The sequence below is a fragment of the Oculatella sp. FACHB-28 genome (assembly GCF_014696015.1).
GTDB lineage: Bacteria > Cyanobacteriota > Cyanobacteriia > Elainellales > Elainellaceae > JAAUTN01.
On sequence record NZ_JACJPJ010000086.1, the window covers coordinates 1 to 11,734 of the forward strand.

The window sequence follows — 11,734 nt, forward strand, 5'->3', positions numbered from 1 at the left end:
AATGGAACCACTCCGAACCCATCCCGAACTCGGTCGTGAAACATCGCTGCGGCAAAGATAGTTGAGGGGTTGCCCTCCGCAAAAATAGCTCGGCGCCAGGTTATTAATTAAAAGAGCTAAAGCCTCCTTCAACAAAGCGAAGGAGGCTTTAGCCCTTTAAACATATTGTTCTTCTTAAACAATGTTGTTTGGTTATCTAAACTAGTGCTTGAAGTAGAGTTTGCAGCTTCAGTTTGACTTCTGCTAGCTCTCGGTTTGGGTTAGAACCTGCGACGATTCCTGCTCCAGCGTAGAGACGAGCATGATGTCCGTCAATGAGGGCAGAGCGGATTCCGACGATAAATTCAGCATTCCCTTGAGCATCAATCCAGCCAAGTGGAGCGGCGTAGAGCGATCGCTCAAATTTTTCATAACGTCGAATTTCTTCACAAGCAAAGTCCCTGGGCATCCCGGCAACAGCAGGGGTTGGGTGGAGCTGAGCCAGAATTTTTAGTGGATGCAGATATTTTGGGAGAGTTGCCTGAATCGGAGTGTGCAAGTGTTGAATATTAGTTAGCTGGCGCAATTTTGGTACGGCTGGGATTTGGGGGTTAAGTCCAAAGCGAGATAGTTGTTGAGCAATGAAGTCTACTACGACCTGATGCTCATGCCGTTCTTTGGAGCTATTCAGCAACCGATTCGCCAGGTCTGCGTCTGCTGTCACTGTTTTACCTCTGGGTGCAGAACCTGCTAGAGCCTCTGTATTGAGCTGGCGATCACAAATTCTGATGAGGCATTCTGGACTAGCTCCAATAAAATTTTGACCTTTGCCATTGCCTGTTGAGAAAGTGTAGCAATCAGGATAAATTTTGCGGAGGTGATGTAGTGAGTCAATCCATTGAAAAGGGAATTTTGAGACTATATCTACTGCATGGGCTAATACAAGCTTATTTAAGTGATGAATTTGAATAGACTTTAATGCTGAGGCTACGGCTACTTTAAAGTTATTGGTGTCATTTACGTTCCAGTGATTCAATTTATATTGAATGTTGCTTGAAAGGTTAAAAATTCCGTACTTTGCTAGACAAATATTTTGAAATTCACGACAAACTTGTTCAATCAAAAGCTCCAAATTAGAATTAGCGTGGATTGCTAGGTTCAAAATCACGGTCGATTGATCCGCTTTTGAAGAAACTTGCCACTTTGGTAAAAAAATAGTGGCTTCTGAGAAAGTGGCTTCTGAAGTAGCTCCCTGGTCGAAAAAGCTAAAGCTACAGAAGCAACGTGGTAATAAATAGTTTGAGGAAGTGGCTGAAACTAGATGATTGAAACAGGATTCAGTAAAATTTTGAGCTTGGAAAAAACGCGTTTTCCCTGACGTTTTTAGGGATGAAACTGCTCCAATAGCAGCGATCGCTTCATCTTCGGCGGGATTTTCGATGTAGAAATGAAGCTGATCTGGTGTTGCAATTTCGTGTAGCACAGCAAGCGGATCAACCCGATCAACTTTTAAGGAAATACTAGCGATTTGCGTCTCATTCTGCTCAATTGATTTCTGCTGACAAATTGAAAGAAATTGAAAAAACTGCTTACAGTCCTGAAAGAGATTGACAGAATGGGGTATGACTGGCATGGACGCAAAAAGGTCAGATTTTCCCAAAATGGATCAGCTTTAAGTAGATAGAAATGAGCAAACTAAACGCTTTTTGGATGAAGTGTTTAGTTTAATCCGATTAGACTACCTATGAATACAGGTAGCACACTTCCAATTGCTGTAACCACTGCACCCGATTCTCTGAGAAGCTGGCTTAGAGCAAGCAGTCAAGCAGTTTCTCGGTTAGATTATCGTAAAAAGCCGAGTTCTAGCATGGTTTCTGTGGCATCTTGTGGACTGAACCAGCCTGACATAGCTGCCTCCGTTCGCTGGAGCAAGAGTCACAAATCTTTGAAAACTGACACATTGCACTGCTGCTCAGCTTCCCGTAGGGTGGATTTGGGAGGAAAAACAGTTATTCCCGCCTTATCTCTGTCTCCGATTCCCGTAACCGTGTTCTTCGCCTCAACACCTCGGTAGGATTCCGAGAATGCGAGCGGGAGGGACACAAGGAATGTTTGAGACAAGCTGTCCGTGTCTCTTGCTGAGTTTTAAGTTGCTGAGTTTTAAGCCATGACCACAAAGTCTCTTAGTTACCCCGAATCTAAGCTCTGGTTAGCAGCCATCAAGCCGCCAATGTATAGTGTTGCAGTGATTCCGATTTGGGTTGGAACAGCCATTGCATTTGCTGAAACAGGAACGATTCAAAGCGGAATATTTTTAACTTTTTTACTTGCGGCTATTTTAATTGTGGCGTGGATAAACTTGAGCAACGATGTGTTTGATTCGGAAACAGGAATTGATCAAAACAAAGCTCATTCTTTGGTTAATTTGACAGGCAACAAATCTCTAATTTTTTGGTTAGGAAACTTGTTTTTAGGGCTAGGCGTATCTGGAGTCTTAGCGATCGCCTGGCTCCAGCGTGACTTCACTATTCCTGGTATTGTTCTGCTCTGTTGTGCTTTGGGCTATAGCTATCAAGGACCGCCCTTTCGCTTGGGCTATCAAGGATTGGGTGAAATAATTTGTTTTGTTTGCTTTGGTCCCCTTGCGATCGCTGCTGCTTACTATAGCCAAACTCAGTCCTGGTCGATTTCTGCACTGGTTGCTTCGATTATTATTGGCATCAGCACCAGTTTGATTTTGTTTTGCTCGCACTTCCATCAGGTTAAAGATGACCTGGCGGCAGGTAAGCGATCGCCTATTGTGCGTTTGGGAACTGCCAGAGGGGCTAGCCTCCTGCCCTGGCTTTGTGGCAGTATCTACGGGTTGACGGGGTTGTGTGTGGCGCTGCAGGTTTTTCCGAGTTGGACGCTGCTAATTTTCCTCAGCCTGCCACCTGCGGTCAAACTTTGCCGTCATGTTGCTCAACACCACGACCAGCCAGAGCGAGTAAGCAACTGCAAATTTATTGCGGTTACCTTGCATTTCTGGAGTGGGCTATTGCTAGGTCTAGGATTTGTCTTGTGAGAAATGTGAACCGGATTGCGGGAATGGCGATGTGCTGGTTTCCTTTAGCGATCGCTCCCGCTTTAGCATTGGCACCTGAAGTGCAGGCAGACCTTCAAACTTCAAGCATAGAGTCTGCAGAGATGACTGCTGTAGCCACATCGGATCTAGATCTGGTTACATCAGAGGCCGTTACTTCCGAAATAGCTGAATTGGATGCAATTTCTCAAGTCGAAGTGCCTCAATCTGCTGCGATCGCTAATCCTTCAACGCTGCCGCCATTAGGAGAAGCTGCTGATTTAGGATTTTCAGGCGAATTGACTCAGGCTTCTTTTACTGAGGCTTCTTTTAGTGCGATCGCTTCCAATGCTGAAGCTGCTGAAATCGGTTATACCGTCGAATTGCCAGAAATAGAAGCGATCGCCCAAACTTCTCCTTCACCAGAATCGTCTGAACCACAAGATTCTGATGATTCAAGCAATTCTGACACGACCGAACAAGTGGATTTAGATTCAGAGACGATCGAAAATAGCCCAGTTCTTCAACGCTGGCTGGAAGACATTCCCGATGTATTGTCTGAGATTCGCAGCGATCCAAGCTTTCGGACGCGGCTGCGGCTGGGCTATTCGCAGTTTCCCTCTACCGATCAGGCGGGTGGGTTTAATGTCGGCATTGAGGACGTGTTCATCGGTCAAACGGGGCTGACGGTCAGCGCTGACTATCAAGCAACCTTCGAGGGCGATCGCCAGGCTTACGGCGCCGATTTGCGTTACTACATTCGTCCATTGGGTAGCTATATCAACGTCGCTCCTGTGATTGGCTACCGCTACCTGGAAACCGATGAATACACTACCGACGACCTCAACCTAGGACTGCGCTTTTTGCTTGCCCTCTCACGTACAGGAGCGGCTGATATTTCATTGACTCAAACTTGGGTGGCACCTGGTCGGGATGAGGAAGTAGGAATAACAACGCTATCAGTTGGCTATGCGCTGACTGAAGATTTGAGAATTTCAACGGATATTCAAAAGCAAAATTCTTCGTTTAATAAAGACAGCCGAGTGGGAATTGTGCTGGAGTGGATGCTTTAGTTCTTAACAAAAAAGCGATCGCCACAATTCAGTTAGGAAGAATAATCTATGACCACTTCACCAAAGCTTGGCAACATTAGCCCGTTTATTCCAGCAGGTCAGGATGTAGAAAAGGCGATCGCCTTTTATGAACAGCAGCTTGGATTTACGATAGTTTACCGGGAAGGTGCGCCTGTCACGATGGCGATCGTGAAACGTGACTCAGCCCAAATTGTTCTACAGCAAAATGACGACAAACATTTAGCAGAATGGACAACCTTTCGCATTCAAGTTGAACAGATTGAACAGCTTTATCAGGAGTTTCAAGCAAAAGGGGGAACAATGCTTCATCCCAATGGCAAACTACAAACTAAACTTTGGGGAACAAAAGAGTTTGCTGTCATTGATTTAGCTGGGGTCTGTATCACCTTCTATGAACCAGACAGCAACTAAACAATTCCTGTCCTTCTTCTATAGCCACTGTCCGCCTCGAAAGCGCGATCGCAAAAACACCACTCGCATCAACGTTTGTGACATTGTAAAGACTGCTAGCCAGACCAGGCTATAGTGCAGCGCGAACCAACCGATTGGGGTAGTTCTGGCAATTCCTGGTAGTCCAATTGTTTTAAACAGTAAGAGAATAAATATTGCTTCCCAGATGCCTGCTAAGAGCTGAAACGCAGCTGGCCAGTCTCGATCCCAGCGAAATTTTTGTAGATAATCGTAGAGCAGGTCCCACCCTATTCCAAAGACGGCAACATAGCCCAACACCCACAGAAAAACTGGATACGAACCGAGCACAATCCAACCCATTGAGAAGGGTAGCGTTACCAATAGCCCAACTGTAGCGAGGAGTAACAGTCGAGATTGCCAGCGACCGAGAAGCGTGGGGGTCATAGGGGAAAGGGGTTAGGAACTGGGGGCTGGGAGCTAGGGTTGGTTGGGAGCTTGATTCGTGACCCATCTAAGCCATTGAGTCAGGGAAGTGAGTCCGTTGGGGTAGCGGAGGTTGGGAGCGCGGGTAGAGACGAGGCTATCAACGGCAGCGAGAGCGGCGTACTGTAGTCCCAGGAAGCTGTCAACAGCAGCGTGAGGTCCACCCAGAGTGGCTGCTCCTGCGGCATAGACGCGCCCCTGCCCGGAGGAACGCATTTCGACTAGCTCGAAATCATTAGCCACGCTGAGACGACCCAGAGCATTAATAGGCAGATCGTAGTGTGTTACCAGATCTTCGAGCAGTGGGTTGGCGTTAACTTTGGCATCCAACCCAGTAGCATCAATGATGAAGTCTGCCTCTAGTTGAGTTTTGCCTTTGAAGTCCTTTTCCTGAATGTAGGTGATGGTACCTTTTTGCCCGTCTTGCTCGACGCGCTCGACTTCACCAAAGGCAATCTTGTACCAGCCCTGGTTTAGCCCTTCCTGGACGATACGCTGCCAGTCGTGGCGGTCGGCGGTGGTGGTGCCGCCCCAGTCAGCGAGCAGGCGCGATCGCTGCTGTGGGTCAGCGGACTCTAGCACAGCGCGGAACTCTCCACCCCAGCAGGCTTTGGGCCAGTTAAACGGCTGAAATTCGTAGTGATGTTTGACCTGACGCTGAGCTTTACCAAATTTGTTGCCTTGCGGTTTGGGCGATCGCATTAGATGCAGCAGCGAGATATGAGGATTTTTCTTCCGGGCTTCATAGATGCGCTGAACAATGCGGGAAGCGACAATGCCACGACCACGGATTAGCACGGTGCCGCCATACTGCTCTAGCTTCTGGTAAACGTGTTCGTGTTCTTCGTAGGCATTGACGACAGATTTGAAGTCGCCCGTTTTTTCACGGTAAGCCTGCAAGTCAGGGAGGAATTGAATTGCCGGATAGCCTGTTGCCAGGTGCAGGTAGCGCGACACAATGAAGGCATGTTCTCGGTGGCTAGCGGTCGAGCGGGAATAGGCGATCGCATACCGTCCATCATTCGTTTGGCGAATTGATAAAACACGCCCATAGCGAAAAATCTGCTGCCAGCCAATTCGCTGTGCCTCTCGGTCAATTGAGGCAAACACATTGCCAGAGCGAGGCGTATAGGTTTCTGCTAGGGTTGGTTCGGCAAACACCTGCCACAGATATTTCAGTGCAGAACCGATTTGCCCTTGGCGAAAGCTGTGCCATGATTCTCGAAAGGCGTAGCTAGGAAATCCCCAAATGTTATCGGGGCAAGAATCAGAGTTTGACCGCAACCGTTCGTGCAGCGGAATTTGGGAATTCTGGCAAAGGCGTTGGTAGCGGGCGTAGGGCTGTGGTTCCATGCCGATCGCCACGACTTGATTCAACCGTGCCCCACAAAGCCGCAGCAAATCTACCCAAATGAAGCTGCCCAGTCCTGCCCCAATTGCTGCATAGTCAAACTCATGCACCATCAACTCGGTGTCCATCAGGTCACGCATCGATACTTGCTGAGCCTGAAAGAAGGGGGGTGGAAAGTTTGAGCGTGCCGCAGGTGCCGTTGGGGTCGATCCGGATAGGGTGGATGTAGCATCAGGTACAGGCAGGTCTGTTTCAGAATGAAACAGGATGGTCGAATCACCAATTGGAGTGGCAGCCGACTGAATATCTAGAAAAACGGAAATTTGGTAAGGACCAATTTGAATGGTGTCGCCATTGGTAAGGAAGCTTCGAGTTTGGCGGGTGCCGTTGACAAAGGTGCCATTGCTGCTGTTCTGGTCGGCGATCGCCACCCCCACGCCATCTTGCTCAATCAGCGCATGAAATCGCGAAACCTGTCCACTGTCCAGCACAATTCGGGCAACTCGCTGTTCCCTTAGGGAAGCAGGCATCTGGGCAAATTCCCGCCCTAGAGCAATTGGCACGGACAGAATGGGCTCTCGTCGTTCTCCTGTGGCAGGATCATCCCAACGCAAGCGAATTTGCAGAAGTCCGGGATTCATAGGGTAGAAGGATAGGACTTAGGCGATTATTTTTCTCCCGGAACCATCAGCACGCTAACGGCAGCAGCTAGAGACGTGCCGCACCAGGGACAGCCAAGACTAAGCCGCTCATAGGGCGAAACTTGATGACATCTAGGACACTTCAGTCCATAGGATGTGCTTGCTTGGGAAGCCGCAGGATGCTTCGTCGGTTGTACTGGTGTGGTTGCAGTAGGTGGCGGTACGGCGACCGTATTAGCAACGCTTGAGGCGATCGCCACCACCTGAAGCTCAACCTGTCCCAAATAGATACTGGTACCCTGACGCAGCGCTACTTCACCCTCAGTCAGCTTTTGCCGATTGACAAGGGGAGGGTTTGTATCTCGCAAATTTCGCAAGTAAAACCCGCCGTGCTGGGGATTGTAAAAAATTTCGACGTGCAAACCCGATACTGTTGGATGAGTCAATACCAGGTCACATCGCACCGGATCACGCCCAATCCGAATGCCTCCAGACGAGTTAATTGACTGCTGTTTATCAGCAATGGTGTAGGTCTTGACGTGACCTGCCTCTACCCATTGCAGCGTTAATTGATTCATGCGCCCAATGCTCAATGCTAAGACTTGCTACAGCAGGTTATTCTCTGATTTCTAACATGATCTTGCATGAGAAACAGAAAATATGGGCGGAATCTTAATAGGGGCTAGGAGCTAGGGGCTAGGGGCTGGGGACTAGGGTTATGAAGAACCCAGAAGATAATTTATCTCCTCACTCTCTAGCCCCTAGTCCCCAGCCCCTAATCCCTTCTCCTATCCCTTTCCTAGCAGCTCGGCGATCGCCTGTCGCTCGGCGGGGGGTTGCGAGGGGAGAACTTGACGAGTATCGGTGATCAGCCAATCCAATGCGGCTGCCTGTACATCAATGGCAGCTCCAGTCTTGTCGATACAGTGGCGACCAAACACTAGCTTATCGACTAAGCGCACTCCGGGACCAAGGCGGGAATATTCAAAGATGACGCTGTTGTCTACGGTCGCGCCGCTGCAAATGTAGCAATTTGGGCCAATCATTGTTGGTCCAATGATTGTGGCTCCGTCTTCAATGTGAGTCATACCACCGATGTAAACCGGACCTTTGATGTCAACTTTGTCCCAATTCACTGAAACATTTAGCCCGGTGTAAATGCCGGGGGCAACCTGGTGCCCAGGAATATCTACGTTCTTGACCTCACCTAGCAAGACACTACGAATTGCGCGCCAGTAATCAGGTACTTTACCGATGTCTACCCATTCGAAGTCCATTGAGATGCCGTAGAAGGGCGCACCCATTTCTACCAACTTGGGGAAAAGTTGTCCGCCAATATCGTATTCCTCACCAGAGGGAATGTAATCTAAGATTTCTGGCTCAAAAATGTAAATACCCGTGTTGATGTCAGTACTTAGGGCTTCTTCAACGGAGGGCTTTTCCTGAAAGGCTTTGATCCGCCCTTCCTCATCTGTGACAACCACACCGTAGCTGGAAACTTCTTCGCGGGGTACGGGCATCATAACGACTGTGGCGATCGCACCCTTCTCACGATGCCAGCGCACGGCTGCGCTCAAATCTAAGTCGATTAGGGCATCACCGCAAAGCACCACAAAGGTGTCATCAAAAAATGGAGAAAAATCTTGGATGCGCTTCATTCCTCCAGCGGAGCCGAGCGCTGCGCCAACCAGAGTTCCGTCTGGTTCAATTCGCCCTTCAAAGGAATAGGCAATCTGAACGCCAAATCGTTGACCATCTCGAAAATAGCCTTCGATTTCGTTGGCAAGATGGCTGACGTTCACCATGATTTCGTCAAAGCCATGCTGACGCAGTAGTTCCAGCAAAAACTCCATTACTGGCTTCTGCAAAATCGGAATCATTGGCTTAGGGATGGTGTAGGTAATAGGGCGTACACGAGTACCCTTACCTGCTGCCAGAATCATGGCTTTCATAAGTATTTTCTCTCAATCCTGGGCTAGGTTAGCTTCTGCTTAGTTGATGTCGATTTGGTCAACTTGTTCCAGTTTTCCATAATCTCTGGGAATTACTGGATACAAAATAGCAATTTTGCACAATCTACATTAAGCCTGTTAGCAAAACCGGAATTTACTTAATGGAAACTGCAGAGAAGCTTACAGGCAAGACAGTTGCACGACGTTCAATATCACCCGCGGCGAGTGAAAAATTTAGCGATCGCTTCAGTCTGGCAAGGCGATCGCTGGGAATTCTGGCTCAGTTGTTGCATCACGGCTTAAGCTCCGAACTTTCAAATCTTGGTAAAACTCCTCTTGAGATAGCTCCACCTTGGATTGGGACGAAAGAAACAGCAGTGCCCAAAATACGGCAACCCGATCACCCTGAGGAGAATGACTGTGCAAATCAACAGGCTTAGTAAATTCTGCCACTCCATTTCCAGTTGGATTAATCCAAACGTCTAGAAGCGACTCAAAATCTAGCCAGTCTTGCCCCTGACTAATCTCATCCCAATGCTCAGCAAGAAACTGGTCGATTGCGGCTGCAACCTCTGACAGGTTTTCCTGGTGAGCAAGCTGGGCGATCGCCCGCACCGCCTGTGAGCGAGATTGTGAGCGAGGGCGGCGCACCCGCGAACGGGGCTTTTGATCCACCATTGCGGTCGCCATCAGCTCAAGTTGAGCAATCAGCTCCTGGAGCGTGACCCGCCGCTGTTGGGGTGGACGGGCCACCGCCCGTCGCCGAATCCGTCGCTCTAAATGCAGCGGCAAGGGTTGACCTGCCCCTGCCTCATCTAACAATTCAGGTTCTTCGACGATCTCTGCTTCGGCTCCTGCCTCCAGGCGAGCCAGACTGTCTGCCTTCAGCAAAACCAGCATCGATGCATACAGGAAAGCCTGTCCTGATTGCGATAGGTCAGCCTCATAGGGTGCTCGACCTGACTCGACGGTTTGCGTCGGTTTGAGTTGACTCAGAAACCGATCGATGACTTCAATCACTTGCACATCCCAGGGATCTACTTCTCCTCGCTCTGCCAGGTCAATCAGCAGGGCGATCGCATTTTGTGCCAGGGATTGGGTCATAGGAGAGAAGCTTACCTGATACGAATTCGGACAAAATACACCGCTGCTATCACAATCAGGTTGAGAAACAAAAGCGGCACCCACAAGCTCCAAGGGCTGAGCGGATCAATTAGGGCAGAAGCATTCATCATCAATAGCATTGGTAGCATTATCGTCAACAGCATCCAGCAAGGTAGACAAGCTATTTAGCTGCAAATACCTCAGTGACTTCGACATCTTCAGTTCGAGATTGGGAGGCAGGCAAAAGCCGTTGCTGCTCTTCTAGCTCTACCTTATAGCGCTGTACATCTTGCTCCAACTCTTCAATTCGAACGTCACGCTGACGAATTTCTTTCCCTGATTCCAACACCCGCTGAATCTGCGTCCAAACGCTAAAGACCCAGGCTAATGTTGCCCCAATTCCCATTGCCAAAAGCAACTCAACTGACAGGGGCGCTTGTAGCTCAACTCCTTCAACAACATGAATGACAGCAGGTTCTGTGTTCTCAATCCCAAACAGGACGAGAGCCAGACAGAAGACAAAGATAATTACAAAGTTAATTTGGCGCATTGGTTAAAACCTCACTCTTGCGGATGACCAATCCAAATTGCCAGTAAGGTAGAACACACGTCAAGGTAGTCATGAAAGCAACAACCTTGAAACAGAGTCTAACAGCTTAATGATAGTAATACGTCTGATCCAATATGAGTGAAGACATGAGAATTAATTGAGGGTGTAAGGAATAAGGATTTAAGGAAAGTCATCAGTTAAAGATTTTCTACGCGACCTGATGCTTGAGACCCTCTTGTTCAAAGAATTGTAAAGCCGTTCGCCTCTTAGATACCTAGATCTAGAAAGCGGGGGATCTGCTAGCAGATCCCCCGCTTGTTAAGCCACATACTTGTTCCAACAAATCTCAGTCAGAAGCCAATCTCAGAGCTATTCCAACTATTTTATGGAACTGTAATCACGCCATACACCAACCAAGACGCCTTGAACTGTAACCCTCTCTAGAGGTTTTTTAATCACGTCATACTTAGAATTGCCAGGCTTTAGCAGAACATGATCTTGTTCGCGATAGAAGTATTTCAGCGTATTGCCTTCTCCTTCTACTCGAGCAGCAACAATGGTGCCATCCTTCAGGCGGTCGGGCTCTTGCACAGGGCGCATGATGACGAAGTCACCATCGGCGATCATTGCCTCGATCATGCTGTCTCCTGTGACCCTTAGCGCATAGTCTTGGGGACGAAGCTGTAGCCCTGCAATGTCAAGATAGGTCGTGTCGTCATCAGTAGCAGGTTCAAGCGCACCCCCTGCAAAAACTTCACCCCTAATTGGCACACCTTGAGCAATGCTATGGATCAGCCGAATTGTTCTTGCCTTGCCTTCTGTCCAATCAATGTAGCCTTTGGTTCGCAAATGCTCAAGACGGCTTTGAATAGGAGCGGGAGATTTAAGCCCCATCGCTTTCATCATTTGCCGAATAGAAGGAGAGTGCTGATATTCTTTGATGTAGCTGGCTAGCCAATCATAAAGCTGTTGCTGGACTTCAGTAAGGCGTTCCATAGGAGTAGTGTTGGGAGCGGTGGCTAAGAGCGACGGATCACTCCATAGAACATTTGTACCACCAAAACCTAGTGTTGTCTAGCCTTTTTGAAAACTTTAAAGAAAAGCTGAA

General features: G+C 48.5%; 12 protein-coding genes and 1 rRNA gene. 4 read left to right on the forward strand and 9 right to left on the reverse strand.

What is annotated here, in order from left to right:
* Positions 1–101 (forward strand): 5S ribosomal RNA (gene rrf, locus H6F88_RS20925); the annotation flags it as partial.
* A 95-nt stretch (positions 102–196) separates the two neighbouring features.
* Here the strand turns inward: rrf and H6F88_RS20930 are convergent.
* The gene (locus tag H6F88_RS20930) at positions 197–1,612 is read right to left on the reverse strand and encodes an isochorismate synthase (protein ID WP_190644665.1); all 1,416 of its coding nucleotides are present in this window, start codon (positions 1,610–1,612) and stop codon (positions 197–199) included.
* A gap of 534 nt (positions 1,613–2,146) precedes the next feature.
* On the opposite strand from H6F88_RS20930, the gene menA reads away from it, so the two are divergent.
* From menA to H6F88_RS20945, 3 genes are all read left to right on the forward strand, one after another.
* Positions 2,147–3,043, forward strand: coding sequence for a 2-carboxy-1,4-naphthoquinone phytyltransferase (gene menA, locus H6F88_RS20935; protein ID WP_190644666.1), 897 nt, complete (start codon positions 2,147–2,149; stop codon positions 3,041–3,043).
* A 389-nt stretch (positions 3,044–3,432) separates the two neighbouring features.
* A complete protein-coding gene (locus H6F88_RS20940) occupies positions 3,433–4,113 on the forward strand; it encodes a hypothetical protein (protein ID WP_347277723.1) in 681 nt (226 codons plus the stop codon).
* 48 nt (positions 4,114–4,161) lie between these two features.
* Positions 4,162–4,545, forward strand: a complete 384-nt coding sequence (locus H6F88_RS20945; RefSeq protein ID WP_190644668.1) for a VOC family protein — start codon at positions 4,162–4,164, stop codon at positions 4,543–4,545.
* An 18-nt stretch (positions 4,546–4,563) separates the two neighbouring features.
* Here the strand turns inward: H6F88_RS20945 and H6F88_RS20950 are convergent, their stop codons facing one another.
* The 8 genes from H6F88_RS20950 to lexA all read right to left on the reverse strand — a co-directional run bounded on the left by H6F88_RS20950 (position 4,564) and on the right by lexA (position 11,622).
* A complete protein-coding gene (locus tag H6F88_RS20950) occupies positions 4,564–4,989 on the reverse strand; it encodes a hypothetical protein (protein ID WP_190644669.1) in 426 nt (141 codons plus the stop codon).
* Between the two features lie 33 nt (positions 4,990–5,022).
* Positions 5,023–7,020, reverse strand: a complete 1,998-nt coding sequence (locus H6F88_RS20955; RefSeq protein WP_190644670.1) for an FHA domain-containing protein — start codon at positions 7,018–7,020, stop codon at positions 5,023–5,025.
* Positions 7,021–7,046: 26 nt separating this feature from the next.
* Positions 7,047–7,598, reverse strand: a complete 552-nt coding sequence (locus H6F88_RS20960; RefSeq protein WP_190644671.1) for an FHA domain-containing protein — start codon at positions 7,596–7,598, stop codon at positions 7,047–7,049.
* 210 nt (positions 7,599–7,808) lie between these two features.
* Positions 7,809–8,972: an NDP-sugar synthase gene (locus tag H6F88_RS20965; protein ID WP_190644672.1), complete on the reverse strand. Its 1,164-nt coding sequence runs from the start codon at positions 8,970–8,972 to the stop codon at positions 7,809–7,811.
* Positions 8,973–9,218: 246 nt separating this feature from the next.
* Positions 9,219–10,076, reverse strand: a complete 858-nt coding sequence (locus H6F88_RS20970) for a segregation/condensation protein A (protein ID WP_190644673.1) — start codon at positions 10,074–10,076, stop codon at positions 9,219–9,221.
* 11 nt (positions 10,077–10,087) lie between these two features.
* Positions 10,088–10,225 carry a hypothetical protein gene (locus H6F88_RS20975; protein ID WP_190644674.1) on the reverse strand — a complete coding sequence of 46 codons (138 nt, stop codon included), beginning with the start codon at positions 10,223–10,225 and terminating at the stop codon, positions 10,088–10,090.
* Between the two features lie 32 nt (positions 10,226–10,257).
* Positions 10,258–10,626 carry a LapA family protein gene (locus H6F88_RS20980; protein ID WP_190644675.1) on the reverse strand — a complete coding sequence of 123 codons (369 nt, stop codon included), beginning with the start codon at positions 10,624–10,626 and terminating at the stop codon, positions 10,258–10,260.
* A gap of 378 nt (positions 10,627–11,004) precedes the next feature.
* Entirely contained in the window at positions 11,005–11,622 is a 618-nt protein-coding gene (gene lexA, locus H6F88_RS20985) for a transcriptional repressor LexA (RefSeq protein ID WP_190644676.1), read from the reverse strand.
* Positions 11,623–11,734 lie beyond the last annotated feature (112 nt).

Coding starts and splice junctions, on each gene's coding strand:
- H6F88_RS20970 (WP_190644673.1), bottom strand. CDS start 10,076: ATGACCCAATCCCTGGCACAAAATGCGATCGCCCTGCTGATTGACCTG.
- H6F88_RS20965 (WP_190644672.1), bottom strand. CDS start 8,972: ATGAAAGCCATGATTCTGGCAGCAGGTAAGGGTACTCGTGTACGCCCT.
- H6F88_RS20960 (WP_190644671.1), bottom strand. CDS start 7,598: ATGAATCAATTAACGCTGCAATGGGTAGAGGCAGGTCACGTCAAGACC.
- H6F88_RS20975 (WP_190644674.1), bottom strand. CDS start 10,225: ATGCTACCAATGCTATTGATGATGAATGCTTCTGCCCTAATTGATCCG.
- H6F88_RS20980 (WP_190644675.1), bottom strand. CDS start 10,626: ATGCGCCAAATTAACTTTGTAATTATCTTTGTCTTCTGTCTGGCTCTC.
- H6F88_RS20950 (WP_190644669.1), bottom strand. CDS start 4,989: ATGACCCCCACGCTTCTCGGTCGCTGGCAATCTCGACTGTTACTCCTC.
- lexA (WP_190644676.1), bottom strand. CDS start 11,622: ATGGAACGCCTTACTGAAGTCCAGCAACAGCTTTATGATTGGCTAGCC.
- menA (WP_190644666.1), top strand. CDS start 2,147: ATGACCACAAAGTCTCTTAGTTACCCCGAATCTAAGCTCTGGTTAGCA.
- H6F88_RS20955 (WP_190644670.1), bottom strand. CDS start 7,020: ATGAATCCCGGACTTCTGCAAATTCGCTTGCGTTGGGATGATCCTGCC.
- H6F88_RS20930 (WP_190644665.1), bottom strand. CDS start 1,612: ATGCCAGTCATACCCCATTCTGTCAATCTCTTTCAGGACTGTAAGCAG.
- H6F88_RS20945 (WP_190644668.1), top strand. CDS start 4,162: ATGACCACTTCACCAAAGCTTGGCAACATTAGCCCGTTTATTCCAGCA.